20 protein-coding genes are annotated in these 23,447 nt (G+C 59.5%); 8 read left to right on the top strand and 12 right to left on the bottom strand.

Annotation, left to right across the window (positions count from 1 at the left end; translation table 11 throughout):
• Positions 1 to 70 precede the first annotated feature (70 nt).
• The 9 genes from QKE19_RS06590 to QKE19_RS06550 all read right to left on the bottom strand — a co-directional run bounded on the left by QKE19_RS06590 (position 71) and on the right by QKE19_RS06550 (position 11,664).
• Positions 71 to 949 (bottom strand): CoA ester lyase, encoded by an 879-nt coding sequence (locus QKE19_RS06590; protein ID WP_069359444.1) that lies wholly within the window; start codon positions 947 to 949, stop codon positions 71 to 73.
• Positions 950 to 956: 7 nt separating this feature from the next.
• Positions 957 to 1,499 carry a MaoC family dehydratase gene (locus QKE19_RS06585; RefSeq protein ID WP_069359443.1) on the bottom strand — a complete coding sequence of 181 codons (543 nt, stop codon included), beginning with the start codon at positions 1,497 to 1,499 and terminating at the stop codon, positions 957 to 959.
• A gap of 2 nt (positions 1,500 to 1,501) precedes the next feature.
• Positions 1,502 to 2,671, bottom strand: a complete 1,170-nt coding sequence (locus QKE19_RS06580) for an acyl-CoA dehydrogenase family protein (protein ID WP_069359442.1) — start codon at positions 2,669 to 2,671, stop codon at positions 1,502 to 1,504.
• Positions 2,672 to 2,750: 79 nt separating this feature from the next.
• The gene (locus QKE19_RS06575) at positions 2,751 to 4,844 is read right to left on the bottom strand and encodes an acetyl/propionyl/methylcrotonyl-CoA carboxylase subunit alpha (RefSeq protein ID WP_069359441.1); all 2,094 of its coding nucleotides are present in this window, start codon (positions 4,842 to 4,844) and stop codon (positions 2,751 to 2,753) included.
• Positions 4,845 to 4,898: 54 nt separating this feature from the next.
• A complete protein-coding gene (locus tag QKE19_RS06570) occupies positions 4,899 to 6,479 on the bottom strand; it encodes a carboxyl transferase domain-containing protein (protein WP_347890657.1) in 1,581 nt (526 codons plus the stop codon).
• Between the two features lie 307 nt (positions 6,480 to 6,786).
• Positions 6,787 to 7,380: a TetR/AcrR family transcriptional regulator gene (locus QKE19_RS06565; RefSeq protein ID WP_016422168.1), complete on the bottom strand. Its 594-nt coding sequence runs from the start codon at positions 7,378 to 7,380 to the stop codon at positions 6,787 to 6,789.
• A 199-nt stretch (positions 7,381 to 7,579) separates the two neighbouring features.
• Entirely contained in the window at positions 7,580 to 9,127 is a 1,548-nt protein-coding gene (gene purH, locus QKE19_RS06560; protein WP_016422167.1) for a bifunctional phosphoribosylaminoimidazolecarboxamide formyltransferase/IMP cyclohydrolase, read from the bottom strand.
• On the bottom strand, positions 9,124 to 9,777 hold the full coding sequence (gene purN / locus QKE19_RS06555) for a phosphoribosylglycinamide formyltransferase (protein WP_016422166.1): 654 nt from the start codon (positions 9,775 to 9,777) through the stop codon (positions 9,124 to 9,126). The genes purH and purN overlap by 4 nt, the downstream gene beginning before the upstream one ends.
• 57 nt (positions 9,778 to 9,834) lie before the next feature.
• Positions 9,835 to 11,664 (bottom strand): DUF6350 family protein, encoded by a 1,830-nt coding sequence (locus tag QKE19_RS06550; protein WP_016422165.1) that lies wholly within the window; start codon positions 11,662 to 11,664, stop codon positions 9,835 to 9,837.
• 536 nt (positions 11,665 to 12,200) lie between these two features.
• Between QKE19_RS06550 and QKE19_RS06545 the strand changes: the two genes are divergently transcribed.
• Together QKE19_RS06545 and QKE19_RS06540 are read left to right on the top strand one after the other, a co-directional pair.
• The gene (locus QKE19_RS06545) at positions 12,201 to 12,908 is read left to right on the top strand and encodes a M23 family metallopeptidase (RefSeq protein WP_070851171.1); all 708 of its coding nucleotides are present in this window, start codon (positions 12,201 to 12,203) and stop codon (positions 12,906 to 12,908) included.
• 151 nt (positions 12,909 to 13,059) lie between these two features.
• Entirely contained in the window at positions 13,060 to 13,551 is a 492-nt protein-coding gene (locus QKE19_RS06540; protein ID WP_347890654.1) for a hotdog fold domain-containing protein, read from the top strand.
• Between the two features lie 66 nt (positions 13,552 to 13,617).
• On the opposite strand, the gene QKE19_RS06535 is transcribed toward QKE19_RS06540, so the two are convergent.
• A complete protein-coding gene (locus tag QKE19_RS06535) occupies positions 13,618 to 16,317 on the bottom strand; it encodes a UvrD-helicase domain-containing protein (RefSeq protein WP_347890653.1) in 2,700 nt (899 codons plus the stop codon).
• Positions 16,318 to 16,382: 65 nt separating this feature from the next.
• Between QKE19_RS06535 and QKE19_RS06530 the strand changes: the two genes are divergently transcribed.
• Entirely contained in the window at positions 16,383 to 16,757 is a 375-nt protein-coding gene (locus QKE19_RS06530; RefSeq protein WP_049171980.1) for a chorismate mutase, read from the top strand.
• Positions 16,758 to 16,779: 22 nt separating this feature from the next.
• Here the strand turns inward: QKE19_RS06530 and QKE19_RS06525 are convergent, their stop codons facing one another.
• The gene (locus QKE19_RS06525; protein ID WP_347890651.1) at positions 16,780 to 18,261 is read right to left on the bottom strand and encodes an NAD-dependent succinate-semialdehyde dehydrogenase; all 1,482 of its coding nucleotides are present in this window, start codon (positions 18,259 to 18,261) and stop codon (positions 16,780 to 16,782) included.
• Between the two features lie 224 nt (positions 18,262 to 18,485).
• Between QKE19_RS06525 and pgi the strand changes: the two genes are divergently transcribed.
• Positions 18,486 to 20,123: a glucose-6-phosphate isomerase gene (gene pgi / locus QKE19_RS06520; protein WP_070545722.1), complete on the top strand. Its 1,638-nt coding sequence runs from the start codon at positions 18,486 to 18,488 to the stop codon at positions 20,121 to 20,123.
• Positions 20,124 to 20,215: 92 nt separating this feature from the next.
• Here pgi and QKE19_RS06515 read toward each other — a convergent pair whose 3' ends face one another.
• A complete protein-coding gene (locus QKE19_RS06515) occupies positions 20,216 to 20,629 on the bottom strand; it encodes a YccF domain-containing protein (protein WP_049171975.1) in 414 nt (137 codons plus the stop codon).
• A 171-nt stretch (positions 20,630 to 20,800) separates the two neighbouring features.
• On the opposite strand from QKE19_RS06515, the gene QKE19_RS06510 reads away from it, so the two are divergent.
• The 4 genes from QKE19_RS06510 (at position 20,801) to QKE19_RS06495 (ending at position 23,381) form a co-directional block, all read left to right on the top strand.
• Complete coding sequence (locus QKE19_RS06510; protein WP_038627816.1) at positions 20,801 to 21,556, top strand: 3'(2'),5'-bisphosphate nucleotidase CysQ; 756 nt, start codon at positions 20,801 to 20,803, stop codon at positions 21,554 to 21,556.
• Positions 21,557 to 21,572: 16 nt separating this feature from the next.
• A complete protein-coding gene (locus QKE19_RS06505) occupies positions 21,573 to 22,409 on the top strand; it encodes a thymidylate synthase (RefSeq protein ID WP_070545720.1) in 837 nt (278 codons plus the stop codon).
• Positions 22,410 to 22,432: 23 nt separating this feature from the next.
• Positions 22,433 to 22,963 (top strand): dihydrofolate reductase, encoded by a 531-nt coding sequence (locus tag QKE19_RS06500; protein ID WP_070545717.1) that lies wholly within the window; start codon positions 22,433 to 22,435, stop codon positions 22,961 to 22,963.
• A 139-nt stretch (positions 22,964 to 23,102) separates the two neighbouring features.
• Complete coding sequence (locus QKE19_RS06495; RefSeq protein WP_038627805.1) at positions 23,103 to 23,381, top strand: mycoredoxin; 279 nt, start codon at positions 23,103 to 23,105, stop codon at positions 23,379 to 23,381.
• Positions 23,382 to 23,447 lie beyond the last annotated feature (66 nt).

Here is a 23,447-nt window from a genome sequence, read left to right as displayed (position 1 = left end):
TAGTGCGGAGTGTGAGAGGGAATTGTGTTCTTTAGGGGGGATAAATCAGTGGTAGTTACCGGCTGTGGGACTAACCGGTTACAGCGGCTCGCCGAGCAATGGCTTCTGCTTGACGGAAGAGCGGCGCATCCACCATCTGGCCGTCTAAACTGAAGGCACCGGTGTTCTTTTCCGCTTCCGCCAAGAGCCGACGCGCCCAGTCAATCTCCTCGTCGCTAGGGCGATAAGCCTGGCGGATTGTCGGGACCTGACCTGGGTGAATACAGACGGTGGCAGCGAATCCCAACGCAGCGGCATCGGCTGCCTCCGCAGCTAGCCCATCCGCGTCGGAGATATTGACGTAGATGGAATCCAGACTGGCCTTACCGTGCGCCGCTGCCGCCAGGTGAACGTGGCTGCGGGTATGTACCGCCACACTGCGGTAGCTGCCCGCATAGATACGGCCCGGCGCGAGTGCAGCCTCTGCTTCGCTAAAGCGTGATGACGTTCCCGCCAAGCCCGCCACCAGGTCCTCTGCGCCCCAGAACAGCGCAACGACGCCATCGGCCTGCGCCAGCTCTTCGGCGCGCATGACCCCAAGCGGAGTTTCGATAAGGGCAATGACCTGGGTCTTCTCCCCCAGTGCCGCTACCAACTCATCCACTTGCTGCGCCGAGGAAGCCTTGGGCAGCATCACCTGGCGGAAAGCGGTGCCACGCAGCATGTCAATATCCGCTGCGTAGTCCTCAACCTCCGGTGGATTGACACGCACAATGGTGCGGGCCGGATCGAGGTCACAGGAGACGATAGCCTCGCGGGCAGCCTCACGGTTTTCTGCGCGACAGCCGTCCTCCAGATCCAGAATCACCATGTCGGCGCGGTCAGCAGCTTTGCCGAATCGCTCTGGCCGATCGGCCGGCGCAAACAGAATTGCAGGGCCCAGCGGCTGCCAGGAGTTATGCGTAGACATGAGCCACTCACTTCCCCGCTGAAGCTGCGTTCTCGGAGCCGTCGTCAAGCGAAGTCGGTGCGCATTGGACGAGCGTGGAACGGACTGCGCGGCAGACGACGGTGCCGTCCTGGTTGCGTCCGATGTGCTCGAGCTCGACGATGCCCTGGTTGGGGCGGGACTTGGACAGGCGCTTGTTACGGCAGACGGTCTCTGCGTACAGGGTGTCGCCGTGGAACATCGGTGCGGGAAACGCCACTTCGGTGAAGCCGAGGTTGGCGACGATGGTGCCGAGCGTCAGCTGCCCGACAGACAGCCCGACAACCGTCGACAGCGTCCACATCGAATTGACCAGGCGCTCGCCTCCGAATCCCGGCTGCTGGCTCGACCAGTGCGCATCCAGATGCAGTGGCTGGGTGTTCATGGTCAGCGTCGTGAAGAGGACGTCATCGGTTTCAGTGACGGTTCGCCCCGGACGGTGCAGGTAACGCGCGCCAACCTCGTACTCTTCGAACCACAGTCCGCGCTGGACGACGTCGTGGGTGACTTCGGTTGCGTTGTTGTCAGCCATTTTTACAGCCCCAATCCGCGCGCGATCAGCATGAGCTGCACTTCTGTGGTGCCCTCGCCGATCTCCAGGATCTTGGAGTCGCGGTAGTGGCGTGCCACGCGGTACTCGTTCATGAACCCGTAGCCGCCGAAAATCTGCGTCGCGTCGCGCGCGTTGTCCATCGCAGCCTCCGAGGCAATCATCTTGGCGATGTACGCTTCACGACGGAACTCTGCGCCCGCGGCCATCTTTGCGGCTGCGTCGTACCACGCCATACGTGCGGCATGCGCACGCGCTTCCATTCGTGCGATCTTGAAGGAAACGGCCTGGTACTCACCAATCGCACGGCCCATGGAGTGGCGCTCCTTGGCGTGGCGGACCGACTCATCAACACAACCCTGCGCAGCACCGGTGGCAAGCGCTGCGATTGCGACACGCCCCTCGGCCAAGATGGACAGGAAGTTAGCGAAGCCGCGACCACGGGTGCCCAGCAGGTTCTCCTGCGGGACGCGAACATCGGTGAAGGTCAGTGGGTGGGTGTCGGAGGCATTCCAACCGACCTTGTCGTAAGCCGGTTCCGCGACAAAGCCCTCCGTGCCACTCGGCACGATGATGGTAGAAATCTCCTTCTTGCCATCTTCCTTCTGGCCGGTGACTGCGGTGACAGTAACCAGCGAAGTAATATCCGTGCCGGAGTTGGTGATGAACTGCTTGGCGCCGTTGATGACGAAATCATCGCCGTCTTCACGGGCTGTGGTGCGGGTGGCGCCGGCGTCGGAACCTGCATCCGGCTCGGTGAGACCAAAGCCAGCGAGCTTCTTACCAGCAGTCAGCTCGGGCAGGTAGATCTCCTTCTGCCTGTCATTGCCGAAGTGGAAGATTGGCATGGCGCCCAAACCAACGCCGGCTTCCAGGGTGATAGCGACCGACTGATCGACTTTAGCCAGCTCCTCCAGGGCGATACCGAAGGACAGGTAGTCACCGCCCATGCCACCGACTTCCTCGGGGAATGGCAGACCGAACAGGCCCATTTCGCCCATCTGCGAGACAACCTCGTACGGGAAAGTGTGGTTGCGGTCGTGCTCGGCGGAAACCGGGTCGACAACTTCGTTGGCAAATTCGCGAACTACTTTCTGCAGTTCCACGTATTCGTCGTCGAGGATGGCGGTTGCAATCTTGGTGCTTTCGGACATGATGAGTGCTCCTTAAAAGATTTTGTAGGTGTGGGACTTGATTGGCGTTAGACCTGGTTGGTGCGTTTCGTGTGGGTTTTTATTCCTCGGCTTCGGCCACAGTGATGACCGCCAGTTGCTGGTCACCGGTGACCTGATCGCCCGGCGCGACGGTGAAGCTAACCTCACCTGCAATTTCGGCAGTGAGAGTGTGCTCCATCTTCATGGCCTCCATGACCAACAGAGCCTCACCAGCTTCGACGCGGGCTCCCTCCTCCACCGCCAACGCGATAATCGCGCCGGGCATCGGAGCTTGGATGACGCCAGAGCCGCCTGCATCGGCTTCGGCACCGGTGGTGACTACCTCGGTGCGGGGCAATACCCAGGTGCCGTGGGCACCGGCGACGACGTACTCTTCGTGGTTCGCCGACCCCGCATTGTCGATGGTCTCGACCAGGAAGTGCTGTGCGACTCCGTCGCGGACGATGCGCAGATGTTCCCCGTCGCGAAAGACCGAAACTTTGTAATTTCGCGGTTCTGGAACGTCGATATCTTCGTTCTCCGCTTCGGCCGACAGACCTGCGACTACGTCACCGACAACGACGTCAGCACTCGCCGGGGTGCCCACAATCGAGATCAGACGCGAGTCCTCCCCTGCCCCAAAGCGAATGCGCTGCGCGGCAGGCGCACTGGCACGCCAGCCATCCGGGGTCAGCCACGGTGAGTCGGTGGCTTGTTCAAAGCGGGAAGTCAGCCAGTCCATCGCAGCGGCGAGGTAGACATCGTCCGGTGTTTCGGAGGTGGCGAAGCCTTCCGCCACGCGGTCGAGCAGACCGGTATCAAGATCGCCGGCGCGAACCTCGGGGACGTTCAGCAGGTAGCGACAAAAGTCGATATTGACTCCGACACCTGCGACAACGGTGTCTCCGAGCGCTCGGTCCAACCGCTCGAGCGCCTGCTCACGGTTTTCCCCATGGGAGATGATCTTCATCAACATCGGGTCATAGAGAGATGAGACCTCGGAACCGTCGACAATGCCGGAATCCACCCGGATTCCCGCCCCGCTCGGCTCGACGACACGTGTGACCGTGCCACCGGTGGGCAGGAATCCCGCCGCCGGGTCTTCGGCATACACGCGAGCTTCAATCGAGTGACCGGTGAGAGTTACATCTTCCTGAGCAACCGGCAGTGGGCGTCCCGAGGCAATGTCAACCTGCAGCGCCACCAGATCCAGGCCGGTGACCTGCTCAGTCACGGGGTGCTCAACCTGCAGGCGCGTATTCATCTCCATGAAGAAGAACGACGACGGGTCCTTCGCCGGCACAATGAACTCCACCGTGCCCGCGCCGACGTAGCCGACCGAGCGGGCCGCGTCACAGGCCGCTTCACCAATTGCGCTGCGCGTTTCCTCATCCAGCAGAGGGCTCGGTGCTTCCTCGATGACCTTCTGATGGCGTCGCTGCAGCGAGCACTCACGCTCGCCCAAGTGGATTACATTGCCGTGTTTATCTGCGAGAATCTGCACCTCGATATGCCGCGGGGTGTCGACGAAGTGCTCGATGAACAGGGAGTCATCGCCGAAGGCACCCGCCGCTTCACGACGGGCCGTCGCGAGCGCAGCCGGCAGGTCAGCAGCGTTTTCCACGCGGTGCATCCCCTTGCCGCCACCGCCTGCCGACGGCTTAATCAGTACCGGAAAGCCAATCGATGGGGCTGCCTCAATGAGGTCCTCGTCGCTAAGCCCGGGGCGAGACAGACCCGGCACGGTGGGAACATCGCGGGCTTCGACGGCAGCGCGGGCGGAGATTTTGTCACCCATGGTGTTGATGGCACTGGCCGGTGGGCCAATGAATTCAATACCTGCTTCCTCACAGGCGGTCGCGAAGTCTGCGTTTTCAGACAGAAAGCCGTAACCGGGGTGGATTCCGTCTGCGTCGCAGCGGCGAGCGGCATCGATAATCTTGTCGATAACCAGGTAGGACTCACGTGCCGGAGATGGGCCAATGTGGATGGCCATATCCGCCATGCGGACGTGAGGGGCGTCGGCATCGGCATCCGAGTAGACCGCGACGGAGCGAATTCCGTTGTCACGAAGGGTTCGAATAATGCGGCAGGCAATCTCCCCGCGGTTTGCGACCAATACGGTACTCAGGCTGCCGCCAGCTGCGTGGGGCTGCGTGTTGTGCGCTGTCATGTGCCCTGTGTTTCCTTTCCAGAAAATGCGGTGTCGAGAGTTTTTAGCTGGTTACTACATGCGGAAGACGCCGAAGCCCTGTTCATCCAGGGGCGCGCCACTTGCCACATCGAGGGCCATGCCAAGAATTCGGCGGGTATCTGCGGGATCGATGACACCGTCATCCCACAGGCGAGCCGATGAGTAATAGCAGTGCGACTGGCGCTCAAACTGCTCGCGGATCGGAGCTTCAAACTCCTCCTGCTCTTCCTGCGACCAGCTCTCACCTGAGCGTTCAATCTGGTTGCGACGAACCGTCGACAGCGTCATCGCCGCCTGTGGACCGCCCATGACGGAAATGCGAGCATTCGGCCACATCCAGAGGAAGCGCGGCGAATATGCGCGACCGCACATGGAGTAGTTGCCGGCGCCGAAGGCACCACCGATGACTACGGTGAACTTGGGCACGCGGGTGGTAGCCACGGCGTTGACCATCTTGGCGCCGTGCTTTGCGATACCGCCGGCCTCGTATTCGCGACCAACCATGAAGCCCGTGGTGTTCTGCAGGAATACCAGTGGGATGCCGCGCTGATCACACAGCTCGATGAAGTGCGCGCCCTTCTGCGCAGATTCCGCGAAGAGAATGCCGTTGTTGGCGATAATGCCGACGCGGTGGCCGTGGATGCGGGCGAAAGCAGTGACCAGGGTCGTACCAAATTCGGCCTTAAACTCCTGGTATTGACCTCCATCCACAATAATTTCAATAACCTCGTGAACGTCGTAAGGCACTTTGGCATCGACGGGGACGACATCGTAAAGATCGGTCTGGTTGCGAGTCGGCGAGACGGTGGATTCTGTGTCCCACGGAACTTCCGGGTCCTTGGGGAGCGTTGCGACGATATCGCGGACACGACGCAGTGCGTCGGCATCGTTAACCGCGAGGTGGTCAGTAACGCCGGAGGTCTTGGAGTGCAGTTCGCCGCCACCGAGTTCCTCTGGTGTGACATCTTCACCAGTTGCAGCCTTAACCAGTGGCGGGCCTGCCAGGAAGATGGTGCCCTGGTTTTTCACAATGACCGCTTCATCGCTCATCGCCGGCACATAGGCGCCACCGGCGGTACAGGATCCCATCACGGCGGCAATCTGCGGAATCCCGCGAGCGGAAAGGTTGGCCTGGTTGTAGAAAATGCGACCGAAATGATCGCGATCAGGGAAAACTTCATCCTGGTTGAGAAGCATGGCCCCGCCGGAGTCGACCAGGTAAATGCACGGCAAGTGGTTAAGGCTGGCAATCTCCTGTGCGCGCAGGTGCTTCTTGGCAGTCAACGGGTAGTACGTTCCGCCGGAAACGGTTGCGTCATTGGCTACAACCAGGCAGCGACGACCTTCGATGATGCCAATGCCGGCGATGACGCCAGCAGCCGGAACCTTGCCGCCATACATTTCGTGGGCCGCTAGCGGTGCGACCTCAAGGAAAGGGCTGCCGGGGTCAAGCAGTTGGTTGATGCGCTGACGTGGCAGCAGCTTACCGCGGGAAATATGGCGAGCACGGGCACGTTCGGAACCACCGCGTGCTGTTGTGCTAAGCAGCTCTTTGAGCTCTGCGACGAGCTCTTCGTGGCGCTGTCGGTTGGTCAATGCTGGAGCGTGAGTCATGGGCGAAATACTTTCCGTTAATGACTATTAACTTTCTTGACGAAAAGATTAATGTGACCCCAGTCACCTCACAACAAATTTTGTTTCTTAGACCACACTTTCACCCCCGGAAGTCTTTTATGCAGCTTGAAATACACACCTCTCCCCGAGGTCGCAACATGTTTCCAATAGAGATTTATGTTTCCCCTAGAAATCTGTTTCGGGGGTGAATTCAACTGAATGTGAGCGCCCTGCACCGCACAACAAAGCCGCCTGACCTCACACTGCTGAGCACAGTGAGGCCAGACGGCAGAAGAATGAATACGGATTATTGGTTGTTAATGCCCAGCGCAGCGAGGGCCATCTCAAAGGCATTTTCCCTTGTCGCCTCGGGGCCCGCCCATTTGAGCACATGCCTGGAAGAGTTAATCAACCCAGCGGTGAGCTGGACTTTAAGCTGCGCCTCGTCGGAGGTGAGTTCGGGCTGTAGTTCACGCAGAGCGTCCACCCATAAGACCATGTAAAGACGCTGCAAGGAACGCACTTTTGCGCTCTGCTCTGGCGCCAGATTTCCCCCTTCGCGCTCTTGGACACGAATGCGATCGGGCTCCGTGACTGCAAAATGCACGTGATGCGCAAGGAGGCCCCGAAGAGTCTCCTCTGGCTCCCAATCATTGCTCTTTGCTCGATCGAGAACTGCTCGCGCACCATCGACAAGTCGGATAGAAATATCGATGAGGATCTGCGCCAACAGCTCTTCCTTGCCGCTGAAGTAACGGTAAAGAGCTGGGCCAGAAATGCCGACAGCGGAGCCAACATCCTCCAACCGAGTCTGATGAAACCCTCGGTCGGCCAGGATCGCAGCAGCAGCGGAGAGAATCTCTGCTTCTCGACGCCGTCGCGCTTCGGTTCTACGTGACATAAGCCCTTATGTTAAACGCATTGGAGCCATTTCGTCTGCATAATTATCACCAGCGCCTGCCCTCAGCGTGTGTTCACATAGACCACGGCTCGACAACAGACACACATCCTCGCCCACAGGTCCCCACACGTCCGGGTAGAGAAAAACCGCCGAGGTGACAGTTAGCACCGCGGCGGTTAGCCCCTAATCCAGTAAGGAATTAGTGGAAGAAGTGACGAGTACCTGTCATGTACATGGTGACGCCAGCTTCCTTGGCAGCAGCTATGACCTCTTCGTCACGGATGGAACCACCTGGCTGGACAACTGCCTTCACACCGGCATCAATCAGGACCTGCAGACCGTCAGCGAACGGGAAGAAGGCATCGGACGCAGCGTAGGCCCCCTGAGTACGGTTTTCTCCGTCGGCAAGCGTATTTGCGCGCTCAACGGCGAGCTTTGCGGAGTCCACGCGGTTGACCTGGCCCATGCCGACGCCGACGGTGGCGTTGTTCTTGGACAGCAGGATGGCGTTGGACTTCACAGCGCGGACGGAGCGCCATGCAAACTCGAGCTCAGCCAGCTCTTCAGCATTCAATGCCTCGCCGGTGGCCAGCTCCCAGTTCTCCGGCTTATCACCCTCTGCCTGGTAAGTATCCGGATCCTGGGTGAGCAGACCACCCGAGATAAACTTGTTCTCGGTGGTCGGTGCTTCGTACTCGGCGACGAGAATACGCAGATTCTTCTTGGCCTTCAGCACCTCAACGGCACCGTCTTCGTAGGACGGAGCGACGATGACCTCGGTGAAGATGTCCTTGACCTGTTCGGCCATCTCAACGGAGACCTCGCGGTTGACGGCAATGACACCGCCGAATGCGGACATCGGGTCACATGCGTGAGCTGCGCGGTGAGCTGCGGCGATGGACTCATCCGAGACTGCGATGCCGCACGGGTTAGCGTGCTTGATGATTGCCACACACGGGCGCTCGTGATCCCAGGCGGCACGCCATGCGGCGTCGGCATCCTGGTAGTTGTTGTACGACATCTCCTTGCCGTTCAGCTGCTTGGCGTTTGCCAGCCCCTTGGTACCAATGCGGGTCAGAGTTGCCGACTGGTGAGAGTTCTCGCCGTAGCGCAGCGGAGTCGGAGTGGATCCCTCAGCGCCACCGAGCTGCTCAACAAACCAGTTGGACACAGCTGCGTCGTAATCAGCGGTGTGCAGGAATGCGTCGCGAGCGAACTCACGGCGCTGCTCGAGGGTGAAGCCGCCTTCCTTCACGGCGGTAGCGACATCGCCGTAACGAGCCGGGTCGACGACGATGGCAACCGACGGGTGGTTCTTCGCCGCAGCGCGAACCATCGACGGGCCTCCAATGTCGATCTGCTCCACGCATTCGTCGTAGGAAGCGCCCGAGGCAACGGTCTCCCGGAACGGGTACAGGTTAACGACAACGAGCTGGAAAGCCTCCACACCGAGCTCCTTCAGCTGAGCCAGGTGGTCTTCCTTGCGGGTATCAGCCAGAATGCCGGCGTGAACACGCGGGTGCAGCGTCTTCACGCGGCCCTCGAGGCACTCCGGGAAACCAGTGAGATCCTCAACCGGGGTCACAGGCACGCCAGCTGCAGCAATCTTGCCAGCCGTGGAACCGGTGGAAACGATTTCCACGCCAGCCTCGTGCAGGTCGCGAGCCAGCTCCTCGAGCCCAGTCTTGTCGTAGACGCTAATCAGAGCGCGCTTGATCGGTTTACGCTGCGTGTTGTCGTTGGTCATTTCAGATAAGCCTTTCGTCCGTCACGCTCAATTCCGTGATCGGCAATCGAGTGCAATACATCAACCAGGAGTCGGCGTTCGACAACCTTGATTCGTTCGTGCAGGGTCTCCACCGTGTCGTCGTCCTCGACGGCCACTGGCTGTTGCGCCAGAATCGGCCCGGTGTCCACTCCATTATCAACGATATGCACGGTCGTGCCGGTGACCTTCACCCCGTAGTCAAGTGCATCCGGTACCGCACGCGCCCCTGGGAAGGACGGCAGCAGCGCTGGGTGCGTATTAATGATGCGATTGCTGTAGGCCTCCACAAATGATGGCCCCAGAATGCGCATGAAACCCGCCGAGACAACGATATCCGGCGAAAAACTGTTCACGGCCTCTAAAACACGAATATCCCAACCTTCTCGGTCCTTCTTTGCCTCAGCATCGAAAGGCACCCGAAAAGTTGGGATATTGAGGTTTTGAGCCCTCTCCAGCGCCGGACAATCCTTGTCCGAACCAACCGCGACAATCTGAACCTTTTCAGCGTCCAGCAGTTCCAGCATCGACTGCAAAAGGGAGCCCAGGCCAGAGGCCAGGACTACGATGCGGAGCTGCTTGCTGGAGGAATTATTGTGCGAAATTTCTGCGACGGGCTGTGCTTCAGTCACGGCGTTTAGCTTACCCAGCCCGGCAGAGACCCCAAATTCCGCTCCCCCTAAGTTGGCTTAGCTCTTTTGGCTTGACGACGGTTCCCCGTCGCCGCCTTCCTCCGAGTCTTCGGTGTCCTCATCGGATTCGTCCTCGTCGGTCGCATCTACTTCGCCCGATGCTTCTCCGCCTGCGGCGCTTTCTGAATCCTCTTCAGAGTCGTCCGATTCCTCAGCGTCTTCTGAAGTGTCTTCAGACTCAGCACCGGACTCTGATTCCTCCTCTGTGTCGGACTCGGCTTCGTCTTCGGAGGTCGCTTCATCTTCGGAGGTCGCTACGACTTCCCCGTCGACAATCTCCTCCGACTCCTCCGAACCGCTCCCGTCATTGTCGGACTTATCGGCGTCGCCGGCATCCTCAGCCTCAGCATGACCGTTTCCATCTCCCGCAGGCTTCGGCGGGAACTTCTCGGCGGCCACTTCCGAGACTCCCTTGTCCCTACCAAGTGACGGCACACCGGTCATCGCAACAACCACGATGGCCCCCGGAACAACCAGCCACATCGAGCCGAGCAGTCCAGTCAGCCACCAGGAGGCACCGGCCCACCCAAAGATGCCAACCTCACCGCCGAGCAGCCAAGCCAGCCCCATGAGGAAGATGATCGACCACACGGCAGCGAGAACGACGACCAGGTAGGGCTGCTTCGGTGCAGATTTCTTCAGGAATGCCACGACGCGCCAAGCCGCAACGGCTGGCGGTAGCACAATCAGCACTCCGAAAGCCCAGTGCACCAGCGACTGAGGCATGGCAGCCAAAATCGGCAGCGGTGGCAGCTGAGCCGGGTGCACTGCGAACAGCCCAGCCTCCGCTGGCCCAAACGTCGATTTTCCGCCCACCAGCACACCGACAGCACCGAAGGCCACATTTGGCAGGTACAGCAGCGAGAGGCCGCTGACCGCAACACTTTCACCGACGGTATCCGTGATTGCAAATGTCTCTGCCAGCAACTCTCGATGCCAAATCAGCGAAACGAGTGTCACCACAACACCGGCCAGCCACAGCCATGCCACGTAGCTGCCCGCCAGACGGGCCGACCCGAGCAACCACTCCGGCAGCTTCCGGCGCAGCAGTAGTGCACGCAGCAACCGCTGCCCCATTCCCAGCACCAAGGCCACGAGATTTACAAGCAGCGCGGCTGCAATCGCAAGGCCGAAACTAGGGGTCTGAACGCGGGGAAACACCTTCGACGCGTCGTAAAGCATGAGCCACGCGATGATGGTGAGAACAATGGGCGTGCCCAGATACGCGCCGACCAACGCGCGGACATCCTTGATGCTGATGCGGTCAGCGACTTCGCGGCGTACACGCCAGGCGATGAACAACACCATCAGCACCGCGGGCAGTGCTGGTGTGAGCCCCAGCGTCGTGCCGTTAAAACGGAACGGCGCGAGGTTAAAGATCATCCACATCGACGCGATACTCGCTGGAAGCGGAGACATTCCAGCGCCACTGACGATGACGCCAATCAGAGCTACCGAGATGATGAACAGCAATACGACGCCGTAAGAACCGGCAACAGACAGCCCAAACCGGCGTGTACGAGGCGAGTTAATGAAACGACGGAACCCCGAGGGACGCCCCTTGCGTGACGACGTTCCGGAGCCCCCCGCTTTCATCTTCGTCGTGGCGGCTCGATTGCTGTCGGCACCGACGCTGCGCGCACCGCCAGTCTGACCGGCCTGCGTATTCTGCCATGCGCGGGCAGTGCGCTCGCTGCGGACGCTACGGGAACCCCCGCCGCTGCCACCGGCACCGGTGCGGCTTCGCCGATTTCGATCGCTACCGGAGGAACCTCTCCGCGAATCCGCGCCTTTCACAGTGACATCGTCCTTCCCGCGTCTAATCATTGACAGCTGATTGCCCACCTATATAGATAGGGTGCCACGCAAGGGTGCGTCACAGCCATGGCCATATAGTGCCATACATACAACGCCTCTTTGTTTAGGCATTGCAGAGTCTAATTTGAAGGTACGGATCCCAGGACGGACGGTATCCGTTGAGTCCGATCTCCTTTTGCCCCCTCCCCCCCCCCAAAGTGGCTTCACCTTTGGTTTCCATTTGTCAACGCCGATGGGTTACTTTTTGCCACCCCCGCGACCACACCCTTAGTTCACCCGGAAACTACTTGCCGATCCCCCTACCCAGCCCCTCGATTAAGGGGCATCCGCCATAAATCCCCTGGCAACACACCGGTTGCGCTTCACCGGATCCGTGATACAAGACAACAGCCCCACGGCCACAGCACGGCCCTATTGAACTGAAACTGACGAATCAGCGAACAAGTTCTCTAAAAACAAGTTGCTTGCCCTATATCGAACCGTTATTATCGCAGAAGTTAGATAACAGTTGGGTTACAAAGAGTTTCGTTGGCAGGGAGATTGAAGTGACGTTTTTCAATGCTCGTCGCGGAGGCGGAAAGCACCGCAAGGTAGAGGTTTCCGCAACTTCTCGCGCAGCACTGGTCGCACTGTCCGCATCGACGATCGCTTCCTCCAACGCGGTCGCCCACGCAGCTGAGACCGAGAATAAGGCTCCGGAGAACTCAGCTTCGACTCAGACCCGCGCTGCTCAGCCGAAGAACAACGCTCCGATGGTGCTGGCCTCCAGCTCCTTCAATCCGAGCACTAACCTCAGCGACCACCTCGCTACGGCGTTGCAGTACAACCAGGAGCGCGTTGCTCGCGACCAGGCTGCCCGCGCTCCGAAACTCTCCATCCCGACCGTGGGGCTGCTGACCTCACCGTTCGGTCCACGCTGGGGAACCTTCCACTACGGTGTCGACCTGGCTAACGTCACCAACACCCCAATCATGTCCGTCATGGACGGCACTGTTATCGATGCCGGCCCGGCTCAGGGCTACGGCCAGTGGATTCGCGTTCGCCATGACGACGGCTCTGTTTCCGTCTACGGCCACATCGAGTCCATCTACGTTGCTGTCGGAGAAGCTGTCCGAGCTGGTCAGGTCATCGCCGGTATGGGCAACCGCGGCTTCTCCACCGGTACGCACCTCCACTTCGAGATCCACCCGGATGGCACCACTCCGGTCGACCCGGTGACCTGGTTCATCCAGCGTGGTCTGAACCTGAACTAATCAGGTATCGGCACAGGTACGAGCAAGCCTGGCCGCTCTGCGAAGGCCCTACCTGTGCACCGGCCCCTGTTTGACCGTGACTGAAAGCCTCGTCTGATCAATTTTTCAGAAACCGGCATCGCCGCCGGTACTGGGGCTTTACCCTTGACACATGGCAGAGACTCAAACATTCCGCATGTGGAAGAAGTTGGCTCCGACTCCGGTCGTCGGCAAGCGTCTATTTTCCTTAACCGCCGCATTGACGGCGCCATATTTCCGCACAATCTGCCCCAAGCTAGAGACGATGCAGCCTGGACTGGCGGTAGCGCGCATGCCCGCTTGGTGGGGCGTGCGTAATCACATTAAGTCCGTGCATGCGATTGCTGCGTGTAACCTCGCTGAATTCGCGATGGGCATGCTCTGTGAGGCCAGCGTACCGACAACGCATCGCTGGGTGCCAAAGGGCATGACGACGAACTACAAGCGCATCTCCGTTGGTGGCCTGACGGCTGTGGCCAAGGCTGAGTTGCCGGACTTCTCCACCATCACACCGGAGACTGGTGAGGTAGATTTTCCCGTCCACATTGTGCTGACCGATGCCAACGGCACCGAAGTGCAAGATGCCACCATCAACTGCTGGGTGACGGCGAAGAAGCCTAAGTAGCCTCCACGCGATAGTGGCACGTGCACGGCCGCGGGTAGGGACGGCCAGTCGGGCGGTGGTGGATTTTTACAACTTCTCCATGGGCACGCCGCCGATAAGCATCATGCGGACCTTACCTGCGGATCCAAAGTCAATCATCGCAGTTGCCCGGGGCGCGGCCCCTTGGACCTCAAGCACAGTGCCTAAGCCGTACTTGTCGTGAACAACCTTGTCACCGGGCTCTAGGTGCAAGACCTGATTCTTCTTTCGGGATGGCGCACCAGAGTTAGAGGATCCACCAGAGCCGAAGCCCGAGCTGGAACCGAAGCCCGACGAGGCACCATGGCCACGACCAAACGCGCTGCCCGCGCCGTAGCCACCAGAACCAAAACCACCAGAACCGGCGCCCCAGCTGCGAGCCGGAGCCTCGCGCAGCCAATCGATCAGGTCGCTTGGGACTTCCCCCAGGAAACGTGAAGGCGGATTATTCTGCGGCGAACCCCACGAGGACCGAGTCACAGCGCGCGTGAGATACAGCTGCTTGCGAGCTCGGGTAATACCCACATAGGCCAGACGTCGCTCTTCAGCCAGCTCCTTCGGATCGCCCAGGGCGCGCAGGTGCGGGAACAGTCCGTCTTCCCAGCCAATGAGAAATACCACCGGAAACTCCAGGCCCTTAGCCGTATGTAGCGTCATCAACGTCACTACACCGGTGTCATCATCCGGAATCTGATCCGCATCGGCCACCAGAGAAACTCGCTCGAGGAATGCCTGCAGACTTCCCGGTTCCGCTTCCCCATCGTTGTCGAAGTCGGCCGCGAAATCACGCGCGAGGTCATTCGCGATTCCAGATTCCACCTCGGACTCGCCACTAGTATCAGCACCGCTTTCAGCATCAGCTGCAGCGCCAGAGCCTTCATTTACATCAGCGCTAATATCCACCGACGACATCATCCGCGCCTCTGCAGAGAACTCCCGCGCAACGCTGACGAGCTCATTGAGGTTGTCCAGGCGCGTGGCATCTTGCGGATCATTGGAGCGCTCGAGCTCCGACTTGTACCCACTGCGATCAATAATCGCGTTGACCAAATCACCGATATCGGCCAGTTCACCGGATGCCATATCCGCCGCCAAGCCATCAATCATCTCGACGAACGCCGCCATCGCGTTTCGACTCCGCGCCGCCACCGCCGGAACCTTACCCTCCGCTACGGCACGTAGCGCCGTGCCGAACGAGCACCTCTCGTCCTCGGCATAGAGCGACACATGAGCCACCGCACGGTCACCGATTCCGCGGCGCGGCGTATTGATAATGCGACGCAGCGAAACATCATCGTCGAAGTTCTCAATAACGCGCAGGTAGGCGACAATATCGCGTACTTCCTTACGCTCATAGAACCTGGTGCCACCAACCACCGTGTACGGAACGCCCATACGAATGAAGAGATCCTCTAGCGCACGGGAGGAATTATTGGTGCGGTAGAAAATCGCCACATCTGAATACGAGTACGGCCCGTAGTCGACCAATTGCTCAATCTCGTTAGCGATAAACCGAGCCTCATCGTGCTCATTGTCCGCCACGTAGCCCTTGATCTTGCCGCCCTCACCGAGATCGGTCCACAGCTTCTTCTCCCGGCGGTTCTCATTGCGCGCAATCAACGCATTGGCCGCCGACAGAATCGTCTGCGTCGAGCGATAGTTTTGCTCCAGCAGAATCGACGTGGCCTCCGGATAGTCCTTCTCAAACTCCTCAATATTGCGAATAGTCGCACCACGGAAGGCATAAATGGACTGGTCCGAATCGCCCACCACACACAGCTCACTCGGAGGCACATCTCCACCGGGCTTGCCGACGAGCGTCGAGACCAAAACATACTGCGCATGGTTGGTGTCCTGGTACTCGTCCACCAACACATGCCGGAAACGGCGACGGTAATACTCTGCAACCTGCGGGTGATTGGTGAAAATCCGAACGACCTCACCGATTAGATCGTCAAAGTCCACGGCATTAGCCGCCCGTAGCCTGGTCTGGTACTCCAGGTAAACCCGTGCAACGACGTCATCAAAAGGATTGCGCGTCGTCGACGCGTCCGCGAGGGCCTTCTCCGGGTCAATCAACTCATTCTTGAGATTGGAGATACGCGACGAGAGCACGCGGCCGGTGAACTTCTTGGCATCTAGGTCCATGTCCTTAGCGATCATGGACAGCAAACGCCGGGAGTCGTCCGAATCATAAATAGAGAAATTGGAATTAAGCCCCGGTACTAGCGCATGCTGCATGCGCAGTATGCGCACACACATGGAGTGGAACGTGGACACCCACATACGCCGCGCCTGGTCACCGACCAGTCCCGCCACACGCTCGCGCATCTCGGCTGCGGCCTTATTGGTAAAGGTAATAGCCAAAATTTGGCTTGGCAGGACCCCACGCGCACCGATCAGGTATGCAATCCTGCGCGTCAGCACAGATGTCTTTCCTGAACCCGCTCCAGCCACAATCAACAGTGGTGAACCAATGTGCTCCACTGCTTGGCGCTGCTGCGGATTAAGCCCCTCTAGCAGCGACTCTGAATCAAAACTGGGCTCGAAGCCACCGCCAAAACCGCCGCCAAAGCTGGCAGCGTCACTCGGTGCGCTATTGCTACCAGCGCTGGCGAAGTGGCCGAACCCACCACGGCCAGGCGTAGCACCGCCCGCCTCACCGTGGTTCGAACCAGCATGGCTATCGCCACTACGTCCATCGTCAGCATTGAAGGACCCGAACAGCATTCCAGTTTCATTTCCCATGATGGCTACTACAGTAGCCGAGCCCCCGGATTGGACTGTTCGAATCCTTTGGCACAATAAGAACTATGAGCGAAAACCCTGCGGACACTCGCGCCGCACACACCGACAACACCGACGGCGCCGAGCACAGCCAGCAGGCGGCGGCAGTATCCCCTTTTGAAGTCCGCACCCCCACCGGTACCGATGACCCGTTGAGCTCCGCGGAGATCGAACAGTACCGCAAGGAAATCAACCGCCTTGACGGGCTGATTATCGATGCCATTCAACGCCGCACCGCAATCAGTAAGGCCGTCGGCAAAACCCGCCTGGGATCTGGCGGCACGCGTCTCGTGCACGGCCGAGAGGTGCAGATCATCAACGAGTTCCGCGACGCACTTGGCCCAGAGGGCCCGGCAATCGCGTCGGCGCTGCTGCGCATGGGACGCGGTCGCCTGGGCTAACCCTCGCCAGCTACCTGTCCTGCTAGCCTTCCAGGGAAATCAGCTTTTCCTCTAGGAACTCATTGATACCGGTGAAGCCGCCCTCACGGCCAAGACCGGACTGCTTGACACCACCGAACGGCGCCGACGGGTCCGACAGCGAGCCCTTATTGACCGCAACCATGCCGGACTCCAATGCCTCTGCCGCACCAAGTGCCTTGGTCAGGTTCTCACTGAATACATACGCCGCCAGACCAAAGATCGTGTCATTTGCCTGCTCAATCGCGTGCTCATCGTCCGTGAAGGTTGTCACTGCAACCACCGGACCGAAAATCTCTTCGCGGACAATATCCGCATCCTCGGGCACATCGGTCAGAACTGTGGGCTCGAAGAAGTAGCCGTCGGAAAGCGCGCCGCCGAGATCTGGAATCTTGCCGCCGCACTCTACCTTCGCACCGCTCGTGACCGCATCGTCAACCAGATCACGAACCTTTTCCTGCTGATCGCGCAGTGCGAGTGGGCCAAGATCCGTGGCAGGATCGGTACCCTCGCCCAACTTCAGTTCCGCAAAACGCTTGACGACGCCCTCGACGAACGCATCCTTCTTGGATTCATGAACAATAAAGCGATTCGGGGCGATACACACCTGGCCGCCATTGCGGAGCTTGGCGTCACTGACTGCCTGCACAGCCTTATCAACATCACCATCAGAGAGAATGACAAACGGAGCATTCCCGCCGAGCTCAAGGGAAACTTTCATCGAAGTTTCCGCGGCCTTCGCAGCGAGCATCTGGCCAACTTCGGTGGAACCGGTGAAGGTGAACTTGCCCAGGCGGTCATCGGAAAGCAGGGCCGAAACGTTGGCTGAGTGCCCTGTTGGCAGGACGGAAATCACGCCTGCGGGAACACCGGCCTCGATAAGTAGTTTGCCCAGGTAGAGCATGGTCAGCGGAGTTTTGGACGCGGGCTTAATAATGACCGGGCAACCGGCGGCCAGTGCCGGGGCGATCTTGCGAGTCCCCATAGCCAGCGGGAAATTCCACGGCGTAATAGCCAAAGCCGGGCCGACCGGCTGCTTAATCACCGCGACGCGCGAGGTCCCGCTCGGAGAAATTCGGTAATCGCCGGAGATACGCACGGCCTCCTCAGCGAACCAACGAAAAAACTCGCCACCGTAGCCGACCTCAGCCTTGGAATCCGGCAACGCACGGCCCATCTCCAGGGACTGCAGCTGGGCCAACTTGTCTGCATCCCGACGGATGAGTTCAAAAGCGCGGTAAAGAATCTCGCTGCGCTTGCGGGGCGGGGTTACCTTCCACTCCTTCTGGGCTGCGACGGCGTCGTCAAGCGCCTGCCTGGCGTCCTCCTCTGTGGCGGAGGCGACCTGGACCAGCGGCTTATCTGTCGCGGGGTTAACGACATCGAAGGTCTCACCATTCGACGCGGGACGGAACTCGCCGCCGAGGAGAAGGCCTGTGGGGACATCTTTGAGGATGTTGTCGTAATCAGGGGTGAAATCAGTCATATTTTCCAGGGTAGGTGCCTTTGCTGAAGCGGGCTAGGGACTCGTAGGTGGCGGATAGTCGACGGATGGTCGGCGCATAGGCGGAGCATAGGCACCGGGGAATCGAGCTGCCAGCAGATTGTGGTCACGCCTGATCGAATACTGTCGCCCGGCGAGAGCGCCAAAACGCAACTAGTCTGGGGAGGTATAAAGTGCATTTCGTCAAAACTCACCTGGGAGCAGGAATGACTGTAGATATCACCGCAACCGAACAGTGGGCTCAGCTGGCTAAGCGCGTGGACAATGTTCGCGCCACCTCGCTGCGTGAGCTTTTCGCCAATGAAGATGGCCGCACTGAGAAGCTGACTTTCGATGCGGGCACTCTCCACGTTGACCTTTCCAAGAACTTGATGTGCCTCGACGGTTTTGCCGAGCTGGTTGAGCTCGCTCGCGCCGCTGGCATCGAAGAAGCACGCGAGAAGATGTTCCGCGGTGACAAGATCAACACCACTGAAAACCGCTCCGTGCTGCACACAGCGCTGCGCCTGCCAGCAGAGGAAAATCTGACCGTCGGCGACCAGGATGTTGCTGCCGACGTGCATGAGGTGCTCGGCCGCATGCGCGACTTTGCTCGCAGCCTCCGCAGTGGAGACTGGCTGGGATACACGGGTCACACTATTAAGACTGTGGTCAACATCGGCATCGGTGGCTCCGACTTGGGCCCGGCAATGGTGACCAAGGCGCTGCGCACCTACGCCACTGCCGGCATTGATGCCCGCTTTGTCTCTAACGTTGACCCATCTGATCTACATGCGGTTCTGGATGAGGTCGATCCGGAGTCCACGCTGTTTATCGTCGCTTCCAAGACCTTCACCACGCAGGAGACGCTCTCCAACGCTCACGCAGCTCGCCGCTGGCTTATCCAGCAGCTGGGTAGCGAAGATGCCGTCGCCAAGCACTTCGTCGCCGTTTCCACGAATGCCGAAAAGGTCGCCGAATTCGGCATCGACACTGAGAACATGTTTGGCTTCTGGGACTGGGTCGGCGGCCGCTACTCCGTCGACTCCGCCATCGGCCTGTCCATCATGGCAGTCGTTGGCCCGATGGACTTCATGCGCTTCCTGCAGGGCTTCCGCGCAATGGATGAGCACTTCCTCAACGCTCCGCTGGAGCAGAACGTGCCGGTACTGATGGGCATGCTGAATGTCTGGTACTCAAACTTCCTCGACGCTCAGTCGCATGCCGTGCTGCCCTACTCTGAAGATCTCTCTCGCTTCCCGGCGTACCTTCAGCAGCTCACCATGGAATCGAACGGTAAGTCCGTGCGTACCGACGGCAAGAGGGTGGACTACAACACCGGAGAAATCTTCTGGGGTGAGCCGGGAACGAACGGCCAGCACGCTTTCTTCCAGCTCCTTCACCAGGGAACTCGCCTAGTTCCGGCTGACTTCATCGGCTTTGCCCGTCCACGCCAGGATCTGCCGACGGCTTCCGGCGAAGGTTCTATGCACGACCTACTGATGAGTAACTTCTTCGCACAGACCAAGGTGCTGGCCTTCGGTAAGACCGCAGAAGAAATTCGCGCAGAGGGCGTTGCCGAGGAACTCGTAGAGCACAAGGTCATGCCAGGTAACCGTCCGACCACGACCATCATGGCCGAGGAACTGACCCCGGACGCTGTCGGTGCGCTGATTGCACTCTACGAGCACATCACCTTCGTCGAGGGCATTGTTTGGGGCCTGAACTCCTTCGACCAGTGGGGCGTCGAGCTGGGCAAGCAGCAGGCTGGCGACCTACTGCCTGCTGTTACCGGTGAAGTTGCACCGGATTCGGGCGATGCCTCCACCGATGCGCTGCTGACCTGGTACCGCGACAAGCGCTAACGTCTTCTGGCCAACTGGCCTAGATAACTAACAGTCCGCCCTCGGCTTGAACTGATTCTCGCTGCGGGCGGGCTGTTGTTATTTGTATCCCTCTAAATCTTCACCGCGTAGCCGTCCACACGGTAGCCCTTCACAATGTCCTTGCCGAATGGGAAGCAGGTCACCGGAATCATCTTGACGTTGGCCACCGCCAGTGGAATTCCAACGATGGTGACAGCCTGCGCCGCCGCAGTCATGATGTGACCGATGGCCAGCCACAGACCGGCGATGAGGAACCAGATTACATTCATCACACCGGCACTAACGGCACCGACCGCGCCCCGTCCGGAACGCTCCACCACGGAGCGTCCAAACGGCCACAGTGCATAAGAAGCCATGCGGAACGAGGCCACACCAGCGGGAATTGTGACAATCAAAATACAGGCAAGAACGCCGAAGAAAATGTAGCCCAAAGCAAGCCACAGGCCACCGAACAACAGCCAAATGATATTCAGCAAGGTCTTCATGCCACTTAAGTCTAGTCAGGATGCGTAGTCGGCATCTGGAGTTAGCGCAGCTCACCTAACGCCTGCGCAAAGTGAGGCATTAAGCCCATGGAGCCACTCGGATGCGGTGAGGATGGGGCGCGGCATCCCGTCGCAAAGCGGGGTTGGGAAAAAGCTAATAGTATCTAAGTCATGTCTGCCTACATTGAAGATGATGTTCTTGCCTATCGACTTGCCGTGGGCGCCAGTGAAATTCTCAAGGGTGTCCGCAACGTAGGCCTGCTGCGTGGCCGCATTCTGGGAGATGCCGGCGACGCACTGGCACAGGAGTGGATTGCCCGCGTACTGGAGCAGCACCGTCCGGACGACGGACTGCTGTCGGAGGAAGCCGCGGATAACCGTGAGCGCCTGGACTCAAAGCGGGTGTGGATTATTGACCCACTCGATGGCACGCGTGAGTTCGCTTCGGGCCGCCAGGACTGGGCAGTTCATGTCGCTCTGGTAGAGGACGGTCAGCCGACCCACGCTGCTGTTGGTCTGCCGGATCACGGCCAGGTTTTCCACACGGGTGAGGCCAAGGCTGTCCAGGGGCCGCGTGCGGGCAAGATTGTCGTATCGCGTACTCGCCCACCGGCTGTGGCAAAGTACGTCGCTGACAAGCTGGGCATGGAGCTGGTAGAGATGGGCTCCGCTGGTGCGAAGGCAATGCACGTACTGCTCGGTGACTACGACGCCTACATCCACGACGGTGGTCAGTACGAGTGGGATTCGGCAGCGCCGGTTGGTGTCGCTAAGTCCGCCGGTTTGCATGTCAGCCGCCTAGACGGCTCCGCGCCGACCTACAATAATGTCGATACTTTCCTGCCGGATATGCTGTTCTGCCGACCGGACCTGTCGGAGGAGATTCTGGCAGCGGTGAAGGAATTCAAGAATCAAGAGCAGAAGTAGGTAAGCTAGGGCGGCTATGACCGACTCCACTGACATCACAACACAGGCTCATCAGGGCATTCAGACTCCGTACGAGGATTTGCTGCGCGAAATTCTCGCTGACGGAGCAGCTAAATCAGACCGCACTGGCACGGGCACTCGCTCAGTGTTCGGCCGCCAGCTGCGCTTTGATCTGAACGAGGGCTTCCCACTGATCACCACTAAGAAGGTGCACCTGAAGTCCATCGTGTACGAGCTGCTGTGGTTCCTCCGCGGCGATTCGAACGTCCGGTGGCTCCAGGACCGCGGAGTGACTATTTGGGATGAGTGGGCAGACAACAACGGCGACCTCGGCCCGGTCTATGGCGTGCAGTGGCGCTCCTGGCCCACTCCGGATGGGCACCACATCGACCAGATTGCACAGGCGCTGGAGACTTTGAAGTCCAACCCGGATAGCCGCCGCAACATCGTCAGCGCATGGAATGTCTCCGAGATTTCCAATATGGCGCTGCCGCCATGCCATCTGCTGTTCCAGTTCTACGTCGCAGATGGCAAGCTCAGCTGCCAGCTCTACCAGCGCAGCGCGGACATGTTCCTGGGCGTGCCATTTAACATCGCTTCCTATGCACTGTTGACGCACATGATGGCGCAGCAGGCGGGCTTGGACGTTGGTGAGTTCATCTGGACCGGTGGTGATTGCCACATCTACGACAACCACATTGAACAGTGCGAACTGCAGGTCTCCCGTGAGCCACGCCCCTACCCCACGCTGAAGCTTCGGAAGGCCGACAGCATTTTCGACTACGCTTACGAGGACATCGAGGTCATCGGCTACGACCCGCATCCTCTGATTCGCGGTCAGGTGGCTGTCTAAGTCAGCGAAAGGTGAGTGTCGACATGAACGAGTCCACCGCTTCCACCAGCGCAAAGCCCCCGTTTGTAGGGATGATTTGGGCGCAGTCTCGGGCCGGCATTATCGGCGACGGCGCGACTATGCCCTGGCATCTGCCTGAAGATCTTCAGCATTTCAAAACAACGACGATGGGCGCACCAGTCATCATGGGGCGTCGCACGTGGGACTCGCTGAATCCCAAGTTCCGTCCACTCCCGGGTCGTCGAAACATCGTCCTTTCGCGCTCCGTGTCCGATTTCCCCGGCGCTGAATCCGCAGCCAGCCTCGAAGCGGCACTCGCAGCCGTCGCCGACGAGCCCGCAGCATGGATTATCGGGGGCGGACGTGTCTATCGCGATGCACTTTCGCTTGCCGACGAATGCGTGGTCACCGACATTGATACTGATGTCAATGTCCCGGTACCGGTCATGGCTCCCGACCTCTACGACTGGGTTCGTGTCGAGGATGGCCCGTGGCAGACGTCAACGACCGGCCTACGCTACCGCTTCTGCACGTGGCGGCGTCTAGAGGATTAGCTTCCTTTAAAAGCCTCGGAAGGAAAGCCTCCGAAGAGCATCTGGGAAGGGTGCCGAGCAAGGCTCTGAGGTGGGGCTACTGCCCGGCGGACGTATTGCGCAATGGAATATCGGCCTTGGTCCGCGCGTTGGACTAAGTATGACTGATGTGAAGACTCCACAGACCACCGAACACGTGACCATTTACGCTGCGGCCTGGTGCCCTTTCTGCCAGAACCTCATTGCTGGCCTGAAGGAAAACGGCACTCCGTTTGAGGCTTGGGACGTCGAAAAGCACGACGACCTTTCGAAGTGGGTTGAGTCCGTCAATGACGGCAACCGCGTTGTGCCGACTGTGCTGTACTCCGATGGCGAGCACGCCACGAATCCGTCTGTGGAGGAAGTCACCGCTAAGTACGCTGAACTCTCCAGCAAGTAAGCGCAGCATAAGCGCATCGGTACGTTCTTATTGCACAGCCAAAAAGCCGAGCCCCACTTTCGGGGC

The organism is Corynebacterium sp. c8Ua_99 (genome assembly GCF_039907185.1).
Lineage (GTDB): Bacteria > Actinomycetota > Actinomycetes > Mycobacteriales > Mycobacteriaceae > Corynebacterium > Corynebacterium jeikeium_D.
This window is presented reverse-complemented; position numbering and strand designations above follow the sequence as displayed.

What these genes read in the sequence shown, in the direction of transcription:
- QKE19_RS06590 (WP_069359444.1), bottom strand. Translation starts at nt 949, where the DNA reads ATGTCTACGCATAACTCCTGGCAGCCGCTGGGCCCTGCAATTCTGTTT.
- QKE19_RS06585 (WP_069359443.1), bottom strand. Translation starts at nt 1,499, where the DNA reads ATGGCTGACAACAACGCAACCGAAGTCACCCACGACGTCGTCCAGCGC.
- QKE19_RS06580 (WP_069359442.1), bottom strand. Translation starts at nt 2,671, where the DNA reads ATGTCCGAAAGCACCAAGATTGCAACCGCCATCCTCGACGACGAATAC.
- QKE19_RS06575 (WP_069359441.1), bottom strand. Translation starts at nt 4,844, where the DNA reads ATGACAGCGCACAACACGCAGCCCCACGCAGCTGGCGGCAGCCTGAGT.
- QKE19_RS06570 (WP_347890657.1), bottom strand. Translation starts at nt 6,479, where the DNA reads ATGACTCACGCTCCAGCATTGACCAACCGACAGCGCCACGAAGAGCTC.
- QKE19_RS06565 (WP_016422168.1), bottom strand. Translation starts at nt 7,380, where the DNA reads ATGTCACGTAGAACCGAAGCGCGACGGCGTCGAGAAGCAGAGATTCTC.
- purH (WP_016422167.1), bottom strand. Translation starts at nt 9,127, where the DNA reads ATGACCAACGACAACACGCAGCGTAAACCGATCAAGCGCGCTCTGATT.
- QKE19_RS06550 (WP_016422165.1), bottom strand. Translation starts at nt 11,664, where the DNA reads ATGATTAGACGCGGGAAGGACGATGTCACTGTGAAAGGCGCGGATTCG.
- QKE19_RS06540 (WP_347890654.1), top strand. Translation starts at nt 13,060, where the DNA reads ATGGCAGAGACTCAAACATTCCGCATGTGGAAGAAGTTGGCTCCGACT.
- QKE19_RS06535 (WP_347890653.1), bottom strand. Translation starts at nt 16,317, where the DNA reads ATGGGAAATGAAACTGGAATGCTGTTCGGGTCCTTCAATGCTGACGAT.
- QKE19_RS06530 (WP_049171980.1), top strand. Translation starts at nt 16,383, where the DNA reads ATGAGCGAAAACCCTGCGGACACTCGCGCCGCACACACCGACAACACC.
- QKE19_RS06525 (WP_347890651.1), bottom strand. Translation starts at nt 18,261, where the DNA reads ATGACTGATTTCACCCCTGATTACGACAACATCCTCAAAGATGTCCCC.
- pgi (WP_070545722.1), top strand. Translation starts at nt 18,486, where the DNA reads ATGACTGTAGATATCACCGCAACCGAACAGTGGGCTCAGCTGGCTAAG.
- QKE19_RS06515 (WP_049171975.1), bottom strand. Translation starts at nt 20,629, where the DNA reads ATGAAGACCTTGCTGAATATCATTTGGCTGTTGTTCGGTGGCCTGTGG.
- QKE19_RS06510 (WP_038627816.1), top strand. Translation starts at nt 20,801, where the DNA reads ATGTCTGCCTACATTGAAGATGATGTTCTTGCCTATCGACTTGCCGTG.
- QKE19_RS06505 (WP_070545720.1), top strand. Translation starts at nt 21,573, where the DNA reads ATGACCGACTCCACTGACATCACAACACAGGCTCATCAGGGCATTCAG.
- QKE19_RS06500 (WP_070545717.1), top strand. Translation starts at nt 22,433, where the DNA reads ATGAACGAGTCCACCGCTTCCACCAGCGCAAAGCCCCCGTTTGTAGGG.
- QKE19_RS06495 (WP_038627805.1), top strand. Translation starts at nt 23,103, where the DNA reads ATGACTGATGTGAAGACTCCACAGACCACCGAACACGTGACCATTTAC.